The organism is Streptomyces sp. NPDC031497 (assembly GCF_055580905.1).
In genome coordinates this window covers 697,867-720,997 of the sequence record NZ_JBVIKO010000001.1, presented here as the reverse complement: position 1 = coordinate 720,997, position 23,131 = coordinate 697,867, and the positions used below count along the sequence as shown (strand labels likewise).

Genomic DNA, 23,131 nt, shown 5'->3' with positions numbered 1-23,131 from the left:
GGAGGGTTCGTCGAGTGTGAAGGGGTGGGTAGCGTCCGCTCGGATCGAGTGATCGTTATGGACACCGAGGAGCGGGACGCTGTGGTTTCTGGTAGACACCGGAGCAACAAGGCAGTCCGAACGGGCCGGCCCGCACGCGCGTGGCTGAGCCGCATCGCGTTGCGCGCCCCCACTGCGGCTCTCGCAACGATGGTTCTGTGCGCCGGTGTACTGCAGGCGACGCCGGCCGTTGCCGCCGACCGGCATCAGGCGCCCACCCCCACCCATGACAAGCCGGTGCCGGTCACCGCTGTGGCCTCGCACTATCACCAGCCCAAACCCATGCCGGCCTACCGGCCCCCGCACATCTCATGGCCCTCCGGTGCGGCGAAGGTCACCCTGGGCGGGGTCGGCGCGAAAGCGAAGCAGGCATCCGGCGCGGCGATACGTGCCGGGTCGCTCCCGGTGTGGATAGGCCCGGCGAAGACCGCGGCGAAGCGCACCGCCGCGCGGGCCGGAAAAACCACGGCCGCCACTCCGTCGGGCGTCGGCGTGCGGGTCCTGCCCCGCAGCGGGGCGAGCGCCGCAGGCGTGAACGGCGTCCTGCTGGGGCTGGACCGCAGCGATGGCACCAACGCCGAAGGCCGCGTCGGCCTCAGGCTGGACTACTCGGCGTTCACCGCCGCCTTCGGCGCCGACTGGGCATCCCGCCTGCACCTGGTGACGCTGCCCGCGTGTGCCCTGACCACGCCACGGCTGGCCCGCTGCCGCACCCAGACACCGCTCGCGTCCGCGAACGACAGCACCGAGCGCCGGCTGAGCGCCGACATCACCCTTCCCGCAGTGAACAGCAGCATCGCGACCGAACAAGCGTCGGTGGTGGTGGCGGCGACCTCGTCGGCGGGCGGAGGCGGCGGCGACTACTCCGCGACGTCACTGAAGCCGTCCGGGTCATGGCAGGCCGGCGGAAGCACCGACGCCTTCCACTGGTCCTACCCGATCGACACACCGTCGGTACCGGGCGGACTCGAACCGAAGATCACGCTGGATTACAACTCACAGTCTCAGGACGGCCTGACCTCCTCCACGAACAACCAGGCCTCGTGGATCGGTGACGGCTTCGAGTACAGCCCCGGCTACGTCGAGCGGTCCTACCAGTCCTGCCACGAGAACCCTTCCGGCGCGACCAGGACCCAGGACAAGTGCTGGTCCAGCAACAACACGATCACGCTGTCGCTCGGCGGCCAGTCCACGACCTTGGTCAAGGACGACACCACAGGCGACTGGCACGCTCAGAACGACTCCGACGAGCGGGTGCAGTACAAGACCGGAGCCACCAACGGAGCCCAGAACGGCGAGTACTGGGTCGTCACCACGGACGACGGCACCCAGTACTACTTCGGGCAGAACCAACTGCCCGGATACGCCAGCGGGAACACAGCCACCAACTCGGTGTGGACCGCGCCGGTCTACGCCACCGCCTCCGGTCAGCCCTGCTACAACGCGACGTTCGCCAACTCCTGGTGCCAGCAGGCCTACCGCTGGAACCTCGACTATGTCGTGGACGCCCACCAGGACACAGTCTCGTACTTCTACACCACCGAGACCAACTACTACGCCCGTGACCTGGGAACCACCGCCAACACCTCCTATATCCGCGGCGGTTACCTCAACAAGATCATGTACGGGCAGCGGGCCGGCGCGGTGTACTCCACCTCCCCGGCCGGCCAGGTCACCTTCACCGTCAACGGCCGCTGCTCCACCTCCGCCACCGGCTGTGCGACCTCGGGCCTGTCCTCCTCGACCGCTTCCAACTGGCCCGACGTCCCCTACGACCTCAACTGCGCCAGCGGCGCCTCCTGCTCGGTCAACTCCCCGACCTTCTGGTCGGAGTACGAGCTGACCGGCATCCAGACCCAGGCGCTGGTGGGTACCACCGAGACCAACGTCGACTCCTGGAGCTTCGCCCACTCCTTCCCGGCGACCGGCGACTCCACCACCGCTTCCCTGTGGCTGTCCTCGATCACCCGCACGGGGCAGGACACCAGCGCCGGAGGCTCGACCGCCTCTCTCTCCACCCCCGCTGTCAGCTTCACCGGCACAGCGCTGTCCAACCGCGTCAACGTCACCAACGGTTACCCGCCCATCACCCGCCATCGGCTCAACACCATCACCACCGAGACCGGCGGGATCATCAACGTCGCCTACTCCTCAGCGGCCTGCGCCTCCGGAACCCCGAGCGACCCGAGCCAGAACACCAAGCTGTGCTACCCGGCCTACTGGACCCCGGACGGTCAAACAGCTCCGATCCAGGACTGGTTCAACAAGTACATAGTCACTGGCGTCACGCAGCAGGACCCGACGGGCGGCGGCGTCAACGACACCGTCGCCATCCACTACACCCCGGTCGGCTCTCCGGCCTGGCACTACGACGACAACCCGCTCACCCCGTCAGACCAGCGCACCTGGAACCAGTGGCGCGGCTACCAGGGCATGAAGGTGACCACCGGCACCGCCCCTGACCCGGTCACCGAAACCGACTACACCTACTTCCGGGGCATGGACGGCGACACCCTGCCGAACAGCGGCACCCGGTCGGTGACGATCAGTGACTCCCGGGGCGACACGGGATCCGCCGACCTCGACCAGTACGCGGGACTGACGTACGAGACGATCGCCTACAACGGCTCGGGCAGCGGCAAGATCGTCACCGACACCATCGCCGATCCGTGGACGTCCGCCGCGACCGCCAGCCACACCGTGGGCGGTGGCCTGCCGGTCCAGCACGCCTACTTCACCGGCGACAAGAGGCAGCGGGCCTACACGCCGCTTTCCTCCGGCGGCACCCGCGAGACCGAGACCGACTACACCCACGACTCCCACGGACGCGTGACCGAGACCGATGACCTGGGCGACGTCTCGACCGCCTCGGACGACCTCTGCTCCACGACCACGTTCGCGGACAACACCACCGCGTGGATCCTGAACGCGCCGGACGAGAAAACCACGGTCGCCGTGAAGTGCTCGGCCACTCCGTCGCTGCCGGACGACGCGGTCTCCGACACCCGTACGTACTACGACCTCTCCACCACCTTCGGCACCGCCCCCACCATCGGCGACACCACCATGGTGCAGCAGGCCACCGCCTACACCGGCGCAACGCCCACCTTCACCACGATGGCCACCAGCACGGTGGACCAGTACGGGCGCACCCTGACGGCCACCGACGCGGACAACCGCAAGACCTCCACCGTCTACACCCCGACCACCGGCGCGGAGCCCACCTCGGTCACCGTCACCGACCCGCTCACGCACACGACGATCACCACCTACGACGCCCTGCGCGCACTCCCGCTGAAGTCCACCGATGCCGGCGGATACGTGACGACGGAGCAGTACGACGCGCTGGGCCGGCTGACCGCCGTGTTCAAGCCGGGCATATCGTCCGCCGTCTACAAGGACTCCTATGTCCTGTCCAACAGCGCGCCCTCGGTGGTCACCACCCAGACTCTCAACGACGACGGCACCTACCGCACCAGCGAAGTCCTCTACGACGCACTGCTGCGCAGCCGGGAGACCCAGACCGGAACCGTGGACGGTGGCCGGCTCGTCACCGACACCGTCTACAACACCGATGGCCTGACCGCCAAGACCACCGACCCCTACTACACCACCGGGGTCCCCGGCTCCACACTGGTCCAGGCGCAGGACGGGCAGATCCCCTCCGAGACCGGCTTCGCGTACGACGGCGCGGGCCGCCAGACCGCGGCCATCTCCTACGCCCTCGGCACGGAAACCTGGCGGACCACCACCGCCTACGGCGGCAACGTCACCACCACCGTCCCCCCGGCCGGCGGCATCGCCAAGAGCGTTCTGACCGATGCCCGTGGCAGGACCACGGACCTGTACGAGTACCACGCGGGTGCTGCGGCGGACCCGGTCAACGACCCGGCCTCGGACTACTCCGACACCCACTCCACCTACTTCCCCAGTGGGAAGCAGGCCACCGAGACCGATGCCGCCGGGAACTCCTGGTCCTGGACGTACGACCTGCTCGGCAACCAGACCTCCGCCACCGACCCGGACACCGGAACCTCGCACTCGACGTACGACAACGCCGGTCAGCTCCTGACGGTGACGGACGCCCGCAGCAAGCAGACCACTTACACCTACGACCTGGACGGGCGCAAGAACTTCGCCTACGACACCACCGGCGGCGCCGCCACCTCCGCCGGTGACGAGATCGGCGCCTGGACCTACGACACCCTGAAGAAGGGGTACCCGACCTCGTCGGTCTCTTACCAGAAGGGCACCACCAGCCCCTCGGTGGCCAGCACCGTCCTGGCCTACAACGGCTTGGCCAAACCCGCGGCCGACAAGGAGACCCTGGCGAACCTGCCCTCCAACGAGGCCGCCCTCGCCCCCGCCGCCGGCTACACCACCAGCTACAGCTACACCCTCACCGGAAACCTCGCCTCCCAGGGCGACCCGGCGTCCGGCGGCCTGCCCGCCGAGACCATCAACTACGGCTACGACACCTACGGCCGGCCCACCAGTGCCGGAAGCGACGGTGCCACCGCTTCCTGGGACTACGTCACGGCCGTCGGCTACTCGGAGTACGGCCAGCCCCTGCAGTACACCATGGGCCCCTCCGGCACCTGGGTCGCGCTGTCCCTCACCTATGACCCGCAGACCCGGGCGCTGACCGACGCCAAGACCACTGACGCCACCGCCGGCAGCGTGGTCGACGACACCGGCTACACCTACGAGGACAAGAGTAGAAACGTCTCGGCCGGAGCAGGCCTGGTCACCTCCACCACCGACAAGCAGAACGGTGGCACCGGCACCGACACCCAGTGCTACCAGTACGACTACGCCACCCGCCTGTCCACAGCCTGGACCGCCACCGACCAGTGCGCCGCCACCCCCACCCCTGGCAGCAGCGCGTCCGTCGGCGGCCCGAACGCGTACTGGCAGTCCTGGACCTACGACGAGGCCGGCGACCGTAAGACCCAGACGGACCACGACACCTCGGGCACCACGGCCAACGACACCACGACCACCTACAACTACCCGCCCCAGGGCTCGGCCACCGACCAGCCCCACACCCTCACCAGCACCACAGCGACCGGTCCCGACGCCGCCAAGAACACCGCGTCCTACACCTACGACCTGTCCGGTGACACCGGCACCATCACCGGGGGCGCCACTGGCGACCAGAGTCTGGTCTGGAACGACCAGGGCAAGCTCGCCACCGACACCACCAGCGCCGGCACCACGAGCTACCTCTACGGCACCGACGGCAACCTCGTCCTGCGCACCGACCCGGGGCAGGCCACCCTCTTCCTGGGTGACGAGCAACTCGTGGAGAACACCTCCACCTCAGCCCTGTCCGGCACCCGCTACTACTCGATCGGTGGCACGCCGGTCGCCGAGCGCTCCAGCACCGGTGACATCCAGTACCTGATCCCCGACCGGCAGGGCACGGACAGCCTGGCCGTCGACTACCAGACCCTGACCGTCACCCGCCGCCAGTACCTGCCCTTCGGCGGCACCCGCGGCACCGCTCCCACCACCTGGCCCGGCGACAAGGGCTACGTCGGCGGCACCCCCGACTCCACCACCAGCCTCGAGAATCTCGGCGCCCGCGAGTACGACCCGGCCAACGGCCGCTTCCTCTCCGCCGACCCGGTCCTGCAGCTCGCCGATCCCACCCAGCTCGCCGGGTACGACTACTCCGGCAACAACCCGACCACCGGGTCCGACCCGACCGGCCTGGACAACTGGTGGGCCGACCCCACCATGAACAAGCCCGTCGTCAAGGGTGCCAAGCCCATATCCCAGAAATTGGCCAACGAGCAAGGGCTCGGCGAAAACTGCAACTCCCACAACTGCTCCGACTACGACCCGAAGGCCAAACCCAGCTACTTCGAGAGCGCAGCCGAAGAGGCGGAAGAGGCAAAGGCCAACTACGCCGAAGATCAGCACATCAAGGCCATCAGCGGTAAGAACACGTCCGCTGGTGCGATCGCTGCCGCGGATGAGAAATGGGAGACGCAGCAGTACCTCGATGCGTCCCGGCAGGTGCGCGCTGCGGTACTGGCGCGGCTGCAGGAGTTGCAGGCCGACGGAGAGATCAGTATGAGGCAACTCAAAGCCTTCGGCTCCATCACCGTGGCGTGGGACGAGAAGAAGAAGATGATGTACTGGGCCGCTTACAAGGTCGGGTCCAGTGGCAAGGGAGACTACTGCGCCGAGGACTACTGCAGCATGGAAGCCGCGAAAAACGGATCGAACCCGAAGGATCTTCAGTTCACCGAGGCGGTCCGCGGCCGTAATGGGAGCGAGGTCGATATCTGCGCGCGGTGCCAGGAGAGCCACGAAATCGAGCAGTTCCGGGCCTCCGGTGCCAAGATGGCCGAGGACGGCCGTTTCTTCTCCCAACAAATGGCAGAATCGGCCGAGGCAGAGGCGATGGCACAAGCCGAAGCGGAAGGCCTTGCCGAGGGGTTCGCCATGGGTGCCGAGGACGAATGACACCTGTCTCCAGACAGCCCGGCCCAGCTGGGTGAAGCCCGGCTCCGCACCTTGCGGGCGGCGTCCATCGGGGCGCCGCCCGCGGCTTTTCTCAATCGGCCACGACTGGTGTTGCCGGGCCGGCCTACTTGGCGTCGGGACCGTTGCGGATCCAGCGGTACCGAGGGGGAAGATCGGTACCCGGCGTGACGAAAGACCGTGCGCCGTGACCGACGGGACCGATGACGGGGCGGCGTACGATTTCCTCGAACCAGTTGGCGGCGATGCGGCCCAGCTCCGTCAGGGATCCGGTCGCCTCCAGCGATTCCACGTCGTCGCTGGGCTCGGGCCGATAGGTGGTGTTGTGTCGTTGGCTGCAGAAGAGGCGGTCGCCGGCCACGGTCGCGCCCAAGGTCCTGAATACGCGATTTTTCTCCAGATCGAGAAGGTCGACGGCCAGCAGTAGCACCTGTTCTCCGTCGGCCAGTGCCTTGTCGATCGCAACGTCATAGGGGTCGCGATCGTGCTCACCATCGCCCTGGCTTTCTTCGCCAGTCTCGTCCGGCTCGCTCACCAGGACAGAGGTCGCACTGGGCGGGCATTCCGGCCAGAAACGTGCTGATTCCCGCACCACGGCAGCCAGTTTCTGATTCCGGTCGTTCACATCGTCGTCTACGTCGAACCAGTCTTCATCCACCGCATCAGCTTACTCAGGTTGAATTCGTGGAGTCCGTGGCCCGTGACGGTTCTCGTTGCGGTACGTCGTGGTCATGCGGTGTGCGCACGGGGGCGGGCTGACGCCCAGGCAGCAGGAGAAGCGGGAGCGGGTGCGCCTCCAGTCGGCCGAGCGGTTCGCTCGTGTGAGAAGGCCGAGGCCGTCGCGAAGGAGCTCCGGGCGACGTTGCGGTCGGTGCGACGCTGGCGGCGGGAGCGGGAGTTGAAGCGGGGCCCGCTCGGGCACGGCTGGGACGACGAGTTCTTGCGGTGGCACGGTTGGTCCGCGCAGGTGCCGCTGCGGCGAGCGATCGAACGCGAGCGTGGCCGAGGGCTCGGCCCGTCCGGCGGCCACCGCGACTGGGAGCGTCCAGTGCCCGGCTGGCGCGCATGGCGATCGATAACCGGGCAATGCGCCAGGTGTGACACGCGTTGGAATCGTCCTCCTGACTCTGGTAACCGCTCTCGGGGCTTTGGCCGCGGCGCTCGGGATCTCGCCCTCCTGGTGGTTCGCGGCCGTCCCGCTCATGTTGACGGGGGTGCTGGGCGCCTGGGACCTGGTGCAGCGGCGGCACTCGGTGCTGCGCAACTATCCCGTCCTCGGCCATGCCCGCTACCTCCTGGAGCGCGTACGCCCGGAGCTGCAGCAGTACTTCATCGAGCGGAACTATGACGGGCGCCCCTTCGACCGGGATGTGCGCAGCATCGTCTACGAGCGCGCCAAGGGCACCGACGCGGAGGAGCCGTACGGCACCGAGCGGGACGTGTACCAGCCCGGTCACGAGTTCCTGGTCCCGTCGATGGCGCCGTGTCCGGTGCCGAAGGACCCGCCGCGCGTGAGGATCGGCGGACCGGACTGCAGCCGTCCGTACGACATGGCACTGCTGAACGTCTCGGCGATGAGCTTCGGCTCGCTCTCCGCCAACGCGGTCCTCGCGCTCAACGGGGGTGCCGCGGCCGGGGGTTTCGCCCAGGACACCGGTGAGGGCGGGCTGTCCGAGTATCACCTCCGTCCGGGAGGCGACCTCGTTTGGGAGATCGGCACAGGGTACTTCGGCTGCCGTACCGAGGAAGGCGATTTCGACGCGGCCGAGTTCGCCGACAAGGCCGCACACGATCACGTCAGGTGTGTGTCCCTGAAACTGTCGCAGGGCGCCAAGCCCGGCATCGGCGGTGTTCTGCCGGGAGCCAAGGTGAACGCCGAGATAGCCCGGGTCCGCGACGTGCCCGAGGGGCGGACGGTCGTCTCCCCGCCGTACCACCGGGTGTTCTCCACCCCGCGCGAACTCGTGCGCTTCATCGCTCGCATGCGCGAGTTGTCCGGTGGCAAGCCTGCCGGGTTCAAGCTGTGTGTGGGCTCCCGCCGGCAGTTCCTGGCCGTGTGCAAGGCCATGCTGGAGGAGGGCACTGCGCCTGATTTCATCGTGGTGGACGGCGCCGAGGGTGGGACCGGTGCGGCGCCGCTGGAGTTCGCGGACCATGTGGGCACCCCGCTCACCGAGGGTTTGCACACCGTCCACAACGCCCTCGTGGGCGTGGGCCTGCGCGATCGGATCAAGATCGGGGCGAGCGGCAAGATCGCCACCGGCACTGACCTGGTCAAACGAATGGTGCAGGGCGCCGACTACGGCAACGCTGCGCGGGCGATGATGTTCGCCGTCGGGTGCATCCAAGCGCAGAGGTGCCATACCAACACCTGCCCCACGGGTGTCACGACCCAGGACCCACGGCGTGCCCGCGCCCTCGACGTAGGCGACAAGACGACGCGCGTCCAGCGTTTCCAGCAAGCGACCGTGGCCAGCGCGTTGCAGATCATGGCGTCCATGGGTGTCACCGATCCCGCGGAACTGCGTCCGCACATGCTCCGCCGACGCGTCGACCCCTGCACCGAGCGCTCCTTCGAGGAGCTGTACGAGTGGCTTGCGCCAGGGCAGCTTCTCGCCGAGCCGCCCGCCTCCTGGGCGGCCGACTGGCAGGCCGCCGACCCCGACCGTTTCACCGTGTGACCTGGAGGACTACGTGACCCGTACTGTTGCCCGCGTCATCGTGGACGCGTTGAGCGAGCTCGGCGTGCGCCAGGTGTTCGGCGTCGTGGGAGACGCGCTCAATCCCCTGACCGACGCCATCCGCACCACCGAGGGCCTGGAATGGGTGGGCTGCCGGCACGAGGAGGCGGCGGCTTTCGCCGCGAGCGCCCAGTCACAGCTCACCGGCACCCTCGGCGTGTGCATGGGCACGGTCGGACCCGGTTCCGTCCACCTCCTCAACGGGCTGTACGACGCGGCCAAGAGCCACGCCCCGGTCCTGGCCATCGCCGGCCAGGTGCCGCTCGCCGAACTCGGCAGCGACTACTTCCAGGAGGTGGACAACGACGCCCTCTTCAGGGATGTGGCCGCGTTCCGCGCGACCATCACCTCTCCCGACCAGCTTCCGCAGATGCTGGAGACGGCGGTGCGTCACGCACTGGGCCGCAGGGGCGTCGCCGTTCTCACGGTGCCGGGTGACCTGGGCGAGCGGGAACTGACCGCCGACCGGCCGGCCCGGTTCTCCCTGAACGCCCCGGTGAGCCGGCCGGACGGGTCGGCCGTCCACCGCGCCGCGGAACTCCTCGACCGCTCCGAACGGGTCACCCTGCTCGTCGGTGAGGGCGCCCGCGCCGCTCGCGAGGACGTCCTCACCCTCGCCGACCGCCTGGCCGCACCGATGGTGCTCACCCTGAAGGCCAAGGCGGGCTTCGAAGGCGACGACAACCCCTTCCAGGTCGGCCAGACGGGGCTGATCGGCAACCCCGCCGCCGCTGCGGCCCTCCAGGACGCGGACACCCTGCTGCTGCTCGGCACGGACTTCCCCTACCGGGACTGGTATCCCGAGGGCCGGACCGTGATCCAGGTGGACACCGAGGCCACCCATATCGGACGCCGGGTACCGGTCGACGTCGGGCTCGTGGGAGACACCGGCGCCACCGTACGCGACCTCCTGGACGACCTCGCCGCCGCGCCCGCCGGGTTCGAAGGCGCACGTGACCGCTCGCACCTGGAGAAGGCGCGTGAACGCTTCGACCAGTGGCGCACCGGTCAGGCCCGGCTCGCCGATCCGTCGCACGACAAGGGCGTGGTGGGCCGTATCCGCTCCGCGCTGGACAACCGCGCCCATGACATCCGCCCTGAGGCGCTGGCCGCGGCCGTCGACCGGATCGCGGCCGATGACGCCGTCTTCACCTCTGACACGGGCATGGCCACCGTGTGGCTCTCGCGCTTCGTCGAGATGCGCGGCGAGCGGCGCCTCATCGGCTCCTACAACCTCGGCTCGATGGCCAACGCCATGCCCCAGGCCCTGGGCGCCCAGTGCCTGGACCGCGAGCGCCAGGTCGTGGCCTTCTGCGGCGACGGCGGACTGAGCATGCTCCTCGGCGACCTCATGACCCTGAAGACGTACCGCCTTCCCGTCAAGCTCGTCGTCTTCGACAACCGCCGACTGGGCATGGTGAAACTCGAACAGGAGCAGTCCGGCCTGCCCGAGTTCGGCACCGTGCTCGACAACCCCGACTTCGCCGCCGTAGCCGAAGCCATGGGCATCACCGGCATCCGTGTGACCGACCCGGCCGATGTGGAGGGCGCCGTGCGACGCGCCTTGGGCAGTCCGGGCCCGGTCCTGCTGGACGTCCTCACCAACCCCGACGAGATCGCCGTCCCGGCCAAGCCGACCGTCGAGCAGGGCTGGGGTTTCGCGGTCGCCAAGGTGAAGGAAATCGTACGCAGCCATGGAGAGCCCGGCGGGAAATGACAACAGTTCGAGGAATGCCGATCGGCGGACGGGGTAGACGCGTGCCTGCCGGACGAGGGACCGGCGAGGACGAGGCTGATCGACTGGGAGGGCGCCATGATGCCGACGACGACCGTGCTGACCGCCGAGCAGACGGTGGATGTGCCGGAGATCACGGACCCTTCCAAGGTCGCGCCGAAGGACGCGCGGGAGCTGTCGAAGCCGTTCTTCGACCGGCTGGCCGTCCTGGAGGAGGGAACGCCCGAGTATCAGTACGCGCGCAACACGCTGATCGAGATGAACATGTCCCTGGTCCGCTTCGCGGCCGGCCGGTTCCGCAGCCGCGGGCCGGAGGAGATGGAGGACATCGTCCAGGTCGGCATGATCGGACTCATCAAGGCGATCGACCGCTTCGAGCTGACCCGCGAGGTCGAGTTCACCTCCTTCGCCGTGCCGTACATCGTCGGCGAGATCAAGCGGTTCTTCCGCGATACCTCCTGGGCCGTACATGTCCCGCGCCGGCTCCAGGAAGCCCGCGTCCAACTCGCCCGCGCCAACGAGGAACTGCGCAGCCGACTGGGCCGGACACCGACCACCACAGAGCTTTCCGAGCTGATGAGCCTTCCGGAGGACGAGGTCGTCGAGGCCCAACTGGCCTCCAACGGCTACAAGTCCGCCTCCCTGGACGCGGCGATCAACGGCAGCGAGGACGGCGAGGCCGCGCTGGCGGACTTCATCGGCGACGAGGACGCCGCCCTCGGCCTGATCGAGGACTTCCACGCCCTCGCCCCGATGCTCGCCGAACTCGACGAACGCGACCGCAAGATCATCCACTGGCGGTTCGTGGAGGAACTCACCCAGGCCCAGATCGGTGAACGTCTCGGTGTCTCCCAGATGCACGTCTCCCGGCTGATCTCCCGCCTCCTGGCCCGCCTGCGGGAAGGCATGCTCAGCACCGTCTGACGTGCGAAGGCATGCTCAGCACCCTCTGACGGTCGAGGGCCCGGCAGCCGGACGGCAGCCGGGCGTCCCGCGGAGCGGGGGACATGTCGGGTGTAGTGCCTCACTTTTGCGAGGGTGACTGTCTGCATCCTCCATGATGCGGACGCTCTCACCCCCGCCCTCGGGCCGTCTCATCCGGCACTACGGTGCGACACCACCCGGCCGCGTGTGTCGCGTACCGCACCAAGTGCCTGCTGCCCGAGACACGGTCCCTTGCCTCTCTCAGCCACCGTGTGGCGGACAGAGCCGTCGGCACGTTCCCGTGTCCGCCGGGGACCTGCGGGTGCGGGCCTGGTGGCGACTTGAGCGACGGCCATGGACGGGAAATCGCCGGCATGGTGGCGGGCGAGAAGGCCGATGAGCAGTTGAGGCGAGACTCGGTGCCTGCGTGTTCGGCCCTCGGCGATCCGTCGAAAGGGGCCTTCCCGGAGTCACGCCGGGCAGGGGCGGGGTCTTCTCCTCCCGGACTCCTGTACCAAGAGGCCGGCTTCTTGTACGCGCTCCGCCCTCGACGCCGCCCGTGCGGGCCGGCTTTACCTGACAGAGCTGGGCATGGACCGCGGTGAGCAAGGGCGCGGACGACCATGCGGCGGGCCGTCGCGGCAGCGTGTCCATCGGTGACCGAAGCCGTTTCCGGTTCTCAGCGGCCAGATGCGGCAACTCGCAGTGCGCTACGTCTCGTTCTGCGGCAGGGTCGCCAGGGGGCGCCTACCTGTGGCCGAGCGGCCCCGCCGACCGGCCCGGGAACCGCCCCGGTGAGCGGCTTTCGTGTGCCGCCGGGAGGACCATCGGTCTGTGGGACCGCGGGTACGGCGTGCCTTCGCTTCACCGTGCGGCGCCGGCCGGCTCGCGCGGATCCTGCGGTTCGCCATTGTGTCAGGGTGCCGGTCGGCTCACAGGAAGCGCCGGATCGGGGTGACGGCGGCTTCCTTGGCGCGTTGCAGCACTGCCCGTCGTCTCCATCGAGTGAGCTCGATGCCCACGCTGTGGCGCAGGTCCGCCTCGTAGTCGCGGTCGAGGGAGGCGGTGAACTCCTCGTCCAGGACGGCGAGCATCACTTCTTCGTCGTGGTCCATGGACCGGCGGTTGAAATTGGTGGAACCGATGAGAGAGGCGACCGAGTCCACGGTGATGATCTTGGCGTGCATCATGGTCGGCTGGTACTGGCGGATGTGCACGCCGGCCTGCAGCAGACGCGTGTAGTGGTGTTGACCGGCGAGCTGGCAGGCGCGCTGGTCGGTGTGGGGGCCGGGCAGCAGGATCTCGACACGCACGCCGCGACGTGCGGTCTGGCACAGCAGGTCGATGAAGTAGGCGTCAGGGGCGAAGTAGGCGGTGGCCAGCCGGAAGCGTTCGTCGGCGGAGGTGAGCATGACCCGGATGAGGGTTTGCATGTCCTGCCAGCCGATGCTTGCGGAGCCGCGCACGACCTGCACCACCGACGAGCCGGCCTGCGGGTGTTCCGTGAAACGGTCGCGGTCATCGAAGAGTTCGTCATGACACTCGGCCCAGTTCTGCGCGAACGCGGCGGCGATGCCGTCCACGGCCGGGCCGCGCACCTGGACGTGGGTGTCGCGCCACTCGGCAGGGTTGCGGGCATTGCCGCTCCATTCCTCCGCGATGCCGACGCCGCCGGTGAAGGCGGTGTGTTCGTCGACGATGAGGGCCTTGCGGTGGCAACGGTGGTTCTGTTTGAACGGTGACAGCCACACGGGTTTGCGGAACCAGGCCACCTGCACGCCCGCGTCGCTCATGAGGTCCAGCAGCCGCCGCTCGATCTCCTTGGCGCCGAAGCCGTCGAGCAGCAGTCGCACGCGCACCCCCGCGCGGGCGCGGTCGGCCAAAGTGACGGCGAAGTCGTGGGCGATCTGACCCCGCCAATACACGAACGTCATCATGTCGACGGTGTGCCGAGCCGAGCGGATCGCCCCGAGCATCGCGGGGAAGATCTCATCACCGTTGCGCAGGGGCACCAGGTCATTGCCTTCGGTGGCGGCCACGCCGATCAGTCGTTCCAGGCGACGGCGCAGGCGCTGCTTGCGCGCTGCTGCGTCAGGCGCGGTGTCGCGCGCAGGGGATGCCGGTATGCCGTCGAGTTTCACGCCGAATCTCCCACTGGACCATGAAGACAGAACATCACGGGCGCTGGGCGAGCCCGAACAACCACGTTCCCGGCCGGCACCGCGGTACTCCAGCAGCCTGCCTGGACCGAGCCCACCGCCACCGCGACGCCAGCCGCACGGTCTTTGCTGAGGACGCCACTCAGGCGATCACCGTCGTGTCGTCCCGACGCTCTTTTGACGCTGTTGGTTGCGTGCGGGGCAGGCCGACCGGTTTTCAGGAATGCGCGACGTGGCACGTGTCCTGGTTCAGGGGAGACCTGCCGAGGGCAAGGGCTCACGCCGTCCTCGGCGCCCCTGCGCCCTGCTGTCGCCGGGTGGAGGGGCGGCCAGGCCGGTGGGAGAAGCGGACGGCGAGCAGGGCCCGGTCGTCGGGAAACGCCGCTTCGGGCTGGTGGTGCAGGAAGCGGTCGCACAGTTCGGTGATGTCCAGGTCGCTGGTGGTGCGGGCCAACTCGGTCAGCCGTTGCATTCCTACGGCGAGGTCTTCGCGGCGGCGCTCGATCAGCCCGTCGGTGTACAGCAGCAGCGTGTCGTTCTCGGTCACGGTGGTGTCGGCCTGCCGGTAGCGGATGCCCCGGACTGGGCCGAGGGGCGGGGAGGTGGCGTGGTTGAGGTAGGTGCTGGAGCCGTCGGCGTGGATGAGCAGCGGCGGCGGGTGGCCGGCGGTGGCGTAGGTCAGGGTGCGGGTTCGGCGCTCGAAGACCAGATAGCAGGCGGTGGCCATCTGCTCCGGGTGGTAGCGGCCGAGGAAGGTGTTGACTTCGTCGAGGACGGCGGCGGGGTCGGTGCCGCAGCGCGGCACGATGTTGCGCAGGGCGGCGGTGATCTGTGCCATGACGGTCGCTTCGTGCAGTCCGTGGCCGGCGACGTCGCCGATGCTCAGGCCGATGTGATCGGCGTCCACGTCGTAGACGTCGTACCAGTCGCCGCCGACCGACAGCAGGTCACTGCCCGGGGCGTAGCAGGTGGCCGTCTCCAGGCCGGGAAGCTGTGGCAGCCGGGGCAGCAGGTTGAGCTGCAGGCGTTCGGCGACCCGGTGCTCGTGTTCGTGAAGGCCCGCTCGGCGCAGGGCCTGGGCGATCTGTTGGGCCACAGCCGTCACATGCTCGGGAGCGGTGGAGCTGTCTGAGCCGTAGACGATCAGCATGCCCAGGTGGACGCCGTCCGCCTCCAGCGACAGGGCAAAGGGAACCGCGTCCGCGGCTTCACGAGCGAGCGGGCGGTCCGAGGAAGACGGCCGGTCCAGGTCGGTCCAGCCGCCCGCGCCGGCCGGAAGGCCGTTGTCCTCCGGCTGCAAGGGCGGTACCAGCCGTGCCGAGTGCAGATAGAGCTCCGCCGCGGTGGCCCCCAGGGCGGCCGGCGCCGCCTCGCTGACGGCGCGGGAGACCTCCGCGAGGGTGATCGCGGCGGCCAGGGCGGCGGTCAGGTCGTACAGGTGCTGCAACTGGGCCCGGGCGGTCTGTTCGGCGGCCAGCAGCCGCGCCCGGTCCACTTCGGTGGCTCGGCGGAAGGCCACCTCCCGGTTCAGCGCCTCCACCTGCTGGCTGAGCATGACGAACCGGTCGGACGTCCCGGCCTCGACGAGATGCAGCTGAACGGCCGGCTGCGGGCCGTCCCACCAGGCGGCCCGAGCCCCGTGACAGAGGAAGCGCCGCGTGCGGCCGTCGGCGTCCTTGAGGACCAGCGCGCCGGGCACGGGACTGCCGCTGCGCAGCCACCCGGCCAGCTGCTGACGCAGCAGCGGGGTGTCGTCGGGCCGTAGATCGAACACGCTGGCGCCCGGGCGCAGCCGGTCGTCACAGCGGCCGGCAGCCGGGTTGGCGGCCAGCACGCGGCCGTCGGCCCCGCACAGCAGCACCGGATGGGGCAGCGGTCTGGTGATGGCCCTGAAGAGGCCGAGGGTCATGGAGCCACAGCCCGGTCGCCGAAGTACTCACGGCCGCTCACCGTCTCGACGTCCACGTCGGGGACCAGGTGCACCGCCACCCGGCAGCCGGCGTCGCCGCGGGCGATGGTCTCCCCCGGCTCCACCCTCGCACAGCCCAGATTGCGGGCGGCCTTGGTGCCGAAGACGTTGGACGTCATCATGCACATCGACTCCCGGTCCACCACCTTCTCAGCGAACGGGCACACCCGGTTGCCCAGCACGATCTTCGTCTCGTCGTGCTCGATGACGTAGAAGTCACCGTTGATGCGGCGCTCGAGGTCCACCAGCGCCTCGGCGACCTGCTCACCCGTGAGCCGGTCGGTTCCCAGTGCCTTGAGGTACATCTCGTCGATCTGCGTGCCGACGGCCTGCCCCACGAGGCTGACGTGGCCGGACGCCTCCTCCAGGCCGATCACCGACTCCGGCGACGTCGCCGGCTCACGCACCAAAGTCCGCAGGAACACGTCACGGTCCAGGGGAATCTCCACATCCGAAACCTGTTCCATGCCCGCTTCCTCGCCCTCGGGCCCCGGCGGCGGAGCGACCGGCGTGGCCTCATGTCGTGTGACGGGATGATTCTGCCAGCGCCCTCCAGCCCGCCACCACCAGTCCCGTCGACAGCGGCGATCAACCCTTCACAGGATCGGCCCGTCATCCGACGGACACAGATGGTTCACCAGGCGGTCAGGGGTAACCCGACAGACGACTGCGACCGGCTGTACGCAGCGCCAGCCGGCGGCAGAGCAGGGCCGCCACCCAGGTTGGAGGAACCTCGTGAACGTCGAATCGACCATCCCATCCTGCGAGTCGCGTTTCCCCGCTGTCACGGCGAGCATCGCGGCCGCCCGGCACTGGGTCCGCGACTGCGTGGAAGGTTTCGGCGGTCCGCCGCACCAGCACCGGATGACCCAGACCGCCGAACTGCTCGTCTCGGAAATGATCACCAACGCCATCCGCCACGGCGCCGGCCCACCCCTGATCAGACTCACCTGGAACGGCCGGCTGCTACGCATCGCGGTCAGCGACTACAGCGACCGCCGGCCGCGCATGCGTGTCACCAAGAACACCGAGCCCGGCGGCTTCGGCATGCAGCTCCTCGAACGGCTCGCGTACCGCTGGGGCGTCACCCCGCGCCACCCCGGCAAAACGGTCTGGGCCGAAATCAGCCTCGCTCCCTGAGCTCGCCCTCCCCCTGAGCGGGAGTCAGCATGGGCGCCACTACGGGAGGACACCCACTCGGTCGCATGAGTTCCGTCAGCTCGCCTCACCGGGACCCGCGCAGGCCAGGCCCGGCCCGATTCCCACGCCCGGCCGGACTGGGCGTCCGTGATGTCTGACCGAGTATCGTACAAAGTGATCGGTGGAGCCGCCGTGCGGCCGAGCCCGGGGAACTGGGGGCAAGAGCGTGGATGTCGTACCTGGCGTGGGCGGGCGCCCCGCCGTGCCGCCACGTGGTGCGGTACTGCAGATCGATCCGTTGCCTGACAGTTCGGGGCTGGGGGCGATAGGGGAGATCAGCATGAACACACGGTCCGTATGGCAGCAGGCGCTGAATCAGCTGGTCGAGCGTCGCACGGATGTGCTGCACGTGGATCTGTCCCGGGTGAGGTTCGTGGATGTGGCCGGTGTGACGGACCTGGCGGTCACCGCCCAGCGTCTCCCCGAGGGGCAGCGGATCGTGCTTCACCGACCACCGCCGCAGTTGCCACGCATCCTCGAGCAATTCTGGCCCGATATCGCCGCGATCGAGGTGGCCGCGTGATGAGCACAGCCACCTCGCACGAGCCGTTCGTTCACCCGGCTCTCTTCTACCGCGGCACGGACCAGTACATCGAGGGCACGGTTCCCTTTTTGCGGGAAGGGCTGGACGCCGGTGAGCCCGCAGCCGTCGCCGCTCCGCCGGATCGCCTGGAGCTGATCCGCGAGGGGCTGGGGGAGCGAGCAGCGGAGGTGCGCTTCATCGACATGACCCAGGCCGGCCGCAACCCCGGCCGCATCATCCCCAGCGTGCTGCGCAAGTTCGCCGACGCCCAGCCGAGCGCCCGCCGGGTCCGCATCATCGGCGAGCCGATCTGGCAGGGTCGTTCCGCCGTCGAGTACCCGGCGTGCGTCCAGCACGAGGCGCTGATCAACACCGCTTTCACCGGGCGCGCGGTGACCATCCTGTGCCCCTACGACGCCGGGCAGCTGGACAAGCAGGTCCTCAGCGACGCCCTGGCGACCCACCCGGTCGTCATCGATGCCGATGGCCAGACGCAATCCACCGCCTATGGCCCCGAGCAGATCATCGCCCGCTACAACGAGCCACTGCTCGCCCCCCTCGCAGCCGCGGTCCGCCCGTTCGCCGCCCAGACACTGCCCGACACCCGCGACTTCGCCGTGTCCCAGGCGCGGTCCCTGGGCGTGTCCGGCGTGAGCCTGGGAGATCTGGAACTCGCGGTGGCGGAGCTGACCACCAACAGCGTCATCCACGGCGCCGGTTCGGGGACACTGCGGATCTGGGCCGAGAGCGGCCGGATCGTCTGCGAGGTCCACGACGGCGGACAGCTGACCGATCCCCTGGCCGGCCGCCGCCCGCCGAATCCCACGCAGCCCGGCGGCCGTGGACTCCTGCTCGTCCACCAACTCGCCGACCTCGTCCGCGTCCACACCGGCCCCGACGGCACCACCATTCGCTGTTACCTCCCCAGCTGACCACGGCCAGGTGGCGGGCCCGCTCAACACAGCACAGGTATGGGTACGGGAGTACGGGGTAGACGCGGCGCCGTCGGCCGCTTTGCAGGCGGTAGCGGTCGGCTCGAACTTTGGGAGGGCACAGCATGGCAGTCATGAGCATTCCGGCGGCACAGGACGCACGAACGAGCGAGCTGCCGGAGGTCGCCGACCCCTCCCGGGTGGCGCCCAAGGACGCTCGCCAGCTCTCCCGGCTCTTCTTCGAACAGCTGACGGTCCTGGAAGAGGGCACCCCCGAGTACAGCTACGCCCGCGGAACGCTGATCGAGATGAACATGTCCCTGGTCCGATACGCGGCCGGCCGTTTCCGCAGCCGCGGCGCGGAGGAGATGGAGGACATCGTCCAGGTCGGCATGATCGGCCTGATCAAGGCCATCGACCGGTTCGAGCTGACGCGCGAAGTGGAGTTCACCTCGTTCGCGATCCCCTACATCGTGGGCGAGATCAAGCGGTTCTTCCGCGACACCACCTGGGCCGTGCACGTGCCGCGCCGGCTGCAGGAAGCCCGCGTCGAACTCGCCCGCGCCACCGAGGAACTGCGGAGCCGGCTCGGCCGCACGCCCACGGTCCAGGAGCTGTCGGAGCTGATGAGCCTGTCCGAGGAAGAGGTGCGGGAGGCTCGTCTGGCCGCCAACGGCTACAACTCCTCCTCCCTGGACGCCGCGATCGGCGGGAGCGAAGACGGCGAGAGCGCCCTGCAGGACTTCATCGGTGCCGAAGACCAGGCGCTGGAACTGGTGGAAGACTTCCACACCCTGGCCCCGCTGCTCGCCGAACTCGATGAGCGGGACCGGCAGATCATCCATATGCGGTTCGTGGAAGAACTCACCCAGGCCCAGATCGGCGAACACCTGGGCGTGTCCCAGATGCACGTCTCCCGACTCCTGGCACGGACCCTGAGTCGCCTGCGTGAAGGCATGCTCACCCACCGCTGAGGCCCACCGGCAACGCGATGCCAGGTCCGCAAGGTCCGTCGGCGGATGCCGTCCAGAACCGGGCGACCGCGCTGCCGTCGAGGTGGGCGGCAGGCGTCGGTCGATGAAGGCGGCGGACGACATGTGGATGACTCTGGGGGCAAGCCGCTGAAGGGCCAGGCTTCCGAAGCTCCGTCAGCTCGGAGCGTGCCCTTTGCCGAGTGCGTCAGCCGTGCGGTCGCCGAGCTGGGGGGTGAAATGGGTTGCCCGCGCCTTCTCGCGGCGGAACGCGTGGGCGATGGCGCGCGCCTCGATGCCTGCCTGTCGAAGGACACCCGTGAGGGGATTGGTGTATCCGGCGAAGTAGAGACGTGAGGCTTCGGGATGGGTCTGTGCCCCTACGGCGAGGGGTTGCCCGTCATCGTCGAGTACGCCCAGGGACCCGACCAGGTCGTGCAGGTTGGGCCGGTACCCGGTGGCGGCGATGACCGTGTCGGGCCGCAGGCGGGTGCCGTCGGCCAGTAACACGTCGGGACCGTCGAACGCCTGGACGGCCGAGACCGGCTCGACCTGCCCGGACCGGACGGCGTCCACGAAGCCGTGGTCGAGCACCGGGTTGACCCCTTCGCGGGCATTGCGGGTGTACAGGCCCGTGCGGGGCCGCGGCAGTCCCCGTGAGGTCAGGTCGGGCACCGCGAGACGTTGCGTGAGCAGGGAGGTGCGGTCGCGCCATGCGAGCGGGAGGGCCTCCGTCAGCCGGCCGGCCGCATGCCATCGGGCGCTGGAGCGGGGCAGGATGTTGGGTGGGGTACGGACCGCGATCCGTACCCGTTCGGCTCCGGCTCCGGCCAGGACGCTCGCGATCTCTGTACCGCTGTTACCGGCGCCGACCACCAGGACGTGCTGCCCGCGGTAGGGGGCCGGAGAGCGGTAGTGGGCCGAGTGCAGCAGCGCGCCGGTGAAGGTCGAACGCCCGGGCCAGTCGGGGATGCTCGGGGTGTGGCAGCGGCCGGTGGCCACCACGACCGCGCCGGTGGGCACCGGACCGTCCGGGGTATGGACCAGCCACTGTGCTTTCGAACCTGGCTCGGCCCGCTCGATGCGCTGCACCGGGGTGGCCACCCGGACGTCGAGCCGATGATGGACGACGTAACCCTCCAGGTAGCGCACGTAGTCGTCCCGGCTCACCCACCGGCCCGCCTGGCGCGGCACCGACAGGCCGGGGAGTTTCGACGTGCTGGGAGTGGTGTGCAGGCGCAGGTGGTCATAGCGCTGCGCCCAGCTCGCTCCCACGCGGTCCGACCGTTCCATGATCACGGCCGGCTCTCCGGAGCGGTTCAGTAGCGCGGCGGCCGCCAGGCCGTGGGGGCCGGCTCCGATCACGATCGTGGGAGCGCTGAGGTCTCGCTGTGGTGTCGTGGGCATCGCCTCCTACAACGGCAGACCGAGGCGCACGTCACGCCCAACTGACGGGTGTGGAACAGCGGGTGACCGCCGTTACACCGGCGGTACGGAGTCGTTGGACACCGGGCAGTAGACCTTGCGGGGGATCGGTCCGCCCCAGGGCCGGGCCGTCCGGGCAGGACGCGGCTGAGCGGTCATGAGCCTGGCAAGCCAGGGGACATGAGCCTGCGCGGCCCCGGACTCCGTGGCGGGCCTTTCCTGCGGGTCGGCTCGCTCCACCTGTCCGATCCTTCGAGGGGCTCATGTGCAGGCAGTGACGACGCGCCACCGGTCACACCGGCCACGGCTGATGATCAGCGGAGTCTGCAAGGGGTACGGCGGCAGGCAGGTCCTGCGCGAGGTGGATCTTGATGTGTCTGCCGGGACGCTGGTGGGAGTCGTCGGCGAGAACGGGGCGGGGAAGAGTACTCTGCTGAAGATCGCCGTGGGACACGTCGCACCGGACCGCGGAACGGTGACACGGACCGGGACGGTGGGGTACTGCCCGCAACGGGCGGTACTGAACGACGCGTTCACCGTCGGACAGCATCTGCGGTTGTTCCAGATGGCCTACCGGCTGCCGACACTGGAGCGCGCCGACGAGCTGATGGAGCAGCTGGCGCTGACCGGCTGCCGGCGACAGCAGGCCGGCGAACTCAGCGGCGGAACGCGACAGAAGCTGAACCTGCTGATCGCTCTCATGCACGATCCGCAGTTGCTGGTCCTGGACGAGCCCTACCAGGGCTTCGACTGGGACACCCATCAGCGGTTCTGGACCCTGGCCGCCGACCTGCGTGATCAGGGCCGGTCGATCATCGTGGTCTCTCACCTGCTGCACGACCTGCACCACTTCGACGCGATCGCTCACCTGCGCCAGGGGCGTCTGCACTTCGAGGAGACCGACCGATGAGGCTCTCCTGGACGGCATTCACCGAACTGCTGCGCTGCACTCTGCTGGGCCACCTGCGCAACCGGCTGGCCCTGGTTCTGGCGGTCGCGTTCATCCCGGTCTGGATCGCCGTGGCACGCCTGTGCACCTCCGGCCAAGTGGTGCGCATCCGGCTGGACGCCATCAGCACGCCCGTCTCCGCCCCGGCCAGCCAGGCCGGCCAGGTGGCCAGCGCGCTGGGCGCCATCACCATGGTCGCCGGCTTCATCGCCTTCACCGAGACCTTCCAATCGCGGGAGACGGACCGTCGTCTGCTGCTGGCCGGCTACCCCCGGCTGCCGATACTGCTGGCCAAACTTGCCGCCGTCGCCCTCACCGCCGCCCTGCTGGCCTTCTACACCACGATCCTGCTGTGGATCTCCCTGCCCGTACGCCACACAGCACCCCTGGCGCTGGCCCTTGCGGGCGCCGGCCTTGCCTACGGCGGCATCGGTCTTCTGCTCGGCTCCCTGGTCCGCGGCGAGCTGGAGGGCTTCTTCCTCATCATCATGCTCAGCCTGGTCGACACCGGCCTGCAGAATCCCGTCTTCAACACGCTCATGGACGTGGCGGGCGTGTCCGCGCTTCCTCTGTACGGCGTGAACCAGCTGGCGCTGAGCTCAGCCCTCACCCCGCACATCCCCTGGTCCCACGGCCTGCTCTCCCTCACCTGGTCCGCAGCGACCGGTGCCCTGGCGCTGCTCGTCCTCCACACGCACCGCCCTTCCCGCCCCCCGTGGTCCCGCAGAACGAGAGTCCAGACAGAGCGATCACGGTGATGTCGTGCTGTGCCGAGTCCGCCGTCGAAGGTGATGACCATACGCCGGAGCCGACCTGGGCACCGTGACGCCGATACCGCGAGCACCGCAGGACCTGCCGTACGCCTTCACCACACAGCTCCTCCTGGCCGCCCCCGACCTGCATGCCCACGATGCCCGTCCTCCGCGGCGAACCGGGCACGCGGACACCGCGTTCCGGCCCCGCTCACCGGCGGGGCAGTGCGGGGCTCGCACAGCGCGAAGTTCTCGCGCGGCGGAGGGAGGCGTTCGAAGCCTCAGCCCACCGGCTCGGGAGCTTCGACAGGCTCCCG

15 protein-coding genes and 1 pseudogene are annotated in these 23,131 nt (G+C 69.1%); 11 read left to right on the top strand and 5 right to left on the bottom strand.

What is annotated here, in order from left to right:
- Positions 1-276 precede the first annotated feature (276 nt).
- Positions 277-6,516, top strand: a complete 6,240-nt coding sequence (locus ACZ5K7_RS03095) for an RHS repeat domain-containing protein (RefSeq protein WP_468909765.1) — start codon at positions 277-279, stop codon at positions 6,514-6,516.
- 124 nt (positions 6,517-6,640) lie between these two features.
- Here the strand turns inward: ACZ5K7_RS03095 and ACZ5K7_RS03090 are convergent, their stop codons facing one another.
- Complete coding sequence (locus ACZ5K7_RS03090; RefSeq protein WP_351710108.1) at positions 6,641-7,192, bottom strand: hypothetical protein; 552 nt, start codon at positions 7,190-7,192, stop codon at positions 6,641-6,643.
- Between the two features lie 73 nt (positions 7,193-7,265).
- On the opposite strand from ACZ5K7_RS03090, the pseudogene ACZ5K7_RS03085 reads away from it, so the two are divergent.
- The 4 genes and pseudogenes from ACZ5K7_RS03085 to ACZ5K7_RS03070 form a co-directional block, all read left to right on the top strand.
- Positions 7,266-7,531 (top strand): annotated as a pseudogene (locus ACZ5K7_RS03085) (IS630 family transposase); the annotation flags it as partial.
- Positions 7,532-7,631: 100 nt separating this feature from the next.
- Positions 7,632-9,215 (top strand): FMN-binding glutamate synthase family protein, encoded by a 1,584-nt coding sequence (locus ACZ5K7_RS03080; RefSeq protein WP_468909762.1) that lies wholly within the window; start codon positions 7,632-7,634, stop codon positions 9,213-9,215.
- A gap of 13 nt (positions 9,216-9,228) precedes the next feature.
- Positions 9,229-10,992, top strand: coding sequence for a thiamine pyrophosphate-dependent enzyme (locus ACZ5K7_RS03075; RefSeq protein ID WP_468909759.1), 1,764 nt, complete (start codon positions 9,229-9,231; stop codon positions 10,990-10,992).
- 96 nt (positions 10,993-11,088) lie between these two features.
- Positions 11,089-11,934, top strand: a complete 846-nt coding sequence (locus ACZ5K7_RS03070) for an RNA polymerase sigma factor SigF (protein ID WP_450972401.1) — start codon at positions 11,089-11,091, stop codon at positions 11,932-11,934.
- 932 nt (positions 11,935-12,866) lie between these two features.
- Here ACZ5K7_RS03070 and ACZ5K7_RS03065 read toward each other — a convergent pair.
- The 3 genes from ACZ5K7_RS03065 to ACZ5K7_RS03055 form a co-directional block, all read right to left on the bottom strand.
- On the bottom strand, positions 12,867-14,075 hold the full coding sequence (locus tag ACZ5K7_RS03065; RefSeq protein WP_468909754.1) for a phospholipase D-like domain-containing protein: 1,209 nt from the start codon (positions 14,073-14,075) through the stop codon (positions 12,867-12,869).
- Between the two features lie 295 nt (positions 14,076-14,370).
- Positions 14,371-16,002, bottom strand: a complete 1,632-nt coding sequence (locus tag ACZ5K7_RS03060) for a SpoIIE family protein phosphatase (RefSeq protein WP_468909751.1) — start codon at positions 16,000-16,002, stop codon at positions 14,371-14,373.
- Positions 15,999-16,529 (bottom strand): methanogen output domain 1-containing protein, encoded by a 531-nt coding sequence (locus tag ACZ5K7_RS03055; RefSeq protein WP_468909748.1) that lies wholly within the window; start codon positions 16,527-16,529, stop codon positions 15,999-16,001. The genes ACZ5K7_RS03060 and ACZ5K7_RS03055 overlap by 4 nt, the downstream gene beginning before the upstream one ends.
- Positions 16,530-16,797: 268 nt before the next feature.
- Here ACZ5K7_RS03055 and ACZ5K7_RS03050 point away from each other — a divergent pair, with 268 nt between their 5' ends.
- From ACZ5K7_RS03050 to ACZ5K7_RS03035, 4 genes are all read left to right on the top strand, one after another.
- Complete coding sequence (locus ACZ5K7_RS03050) at positions 16,798-17,202, top strand: ATP-binding protein (RefSeq protein WP_351710128.1); 405 nt, start codon at positions 16,798-16,800, stop codon at positions 17,200-17,202.
- Positions 17,203-17,383: 181 nt separating this feature from the next.
- Positions 17,384-17,785, top strand: coding sequence for an STAS domain-containing protein (locus ACZ5K7_RS03045; protein WP_468909745.1), 402 nt, complete (start codon positions 17,384-17,386; stop codon positions 17,783-17,785).
- Entirely contained in the window at positions 17,785-18,717 is a 933-nt protein-coding gene (locus ACZ5K7_RS03040; protein WP_468909742.1) for an anti-sigma factor RsbA family regulatory protein, read from the top strand. Before ACZ5K7_RS03045 ends, ACZ5K7_RS03040 begins: the two co-directional genes overlap by 1 nt.
- Before the next feature lie 125 nt (positions 18,718-18,842).
- Positions 18,843-19,691 carry an RNA polymerase sigma factor SigF gene (locus ACZ5K7_RS03035; protein ID WP_351710134.1) on the top strand — a complete coding sequence of 283 codons (849 nt, stop codon included), beginning with the start codon at positions 18,843-18,845 and terminating at the stop codon, positions 19,689-19,691.
- A 174-nt stretch (positions 19,692-19,865) separates the two neighbouring features.
- On the opposite strand, the gene ACZ5K7_RS03030 is transcribed toward ACZ5K7_RS03035, so the two are convergent.
- Positions 19,866-21,095, bottom strand: coding sequence for a flavin-containing monooxygenase (locus ACZ5K7_RS03030; protein ID WP_351710137.1), 1,230 nt, complete (start codon positions 21,093-21,095; stop codon positions 19,866-19,868).
- A gap of 328 nt (positions 21,096-21,423) precedes the next feature.
- Between ACZ5K7_RS03030 and ACZ5K7_RS03025 the strand changes: the two genes are divergently transcribed.
- Together ACZ5K7_RS03025 and ACZ5K7_RS03020 are read left to right on the top strand one after the other, a co-directional pair.
- Positions 21,424-22,023: an ABC transporter ATP-binding protein gene (locus tag ACZ5K7_RS03025; RefSeq protein WP_468909738.1), complete on the top strand. Its 600-nt coding sequence runs from the start codon at positions 21,424-21,426 to the stop codon at positions 22,021-22,023.
- Entirely contained in the window at positions 22,020-22,820 is an 801-nt protein-coding gene (locus ACZ5K7_RS03020) for a hypothetical protein (protein WP_468909735.1), read from the top strand. Before ACZ5K7_RS03025 ends, ACZ5K7_RS03020 begins: the two co-directional genes overlap by 4 nt.
- Positions 22,821-23,131 lie beyond the last annotated feature (311 nt).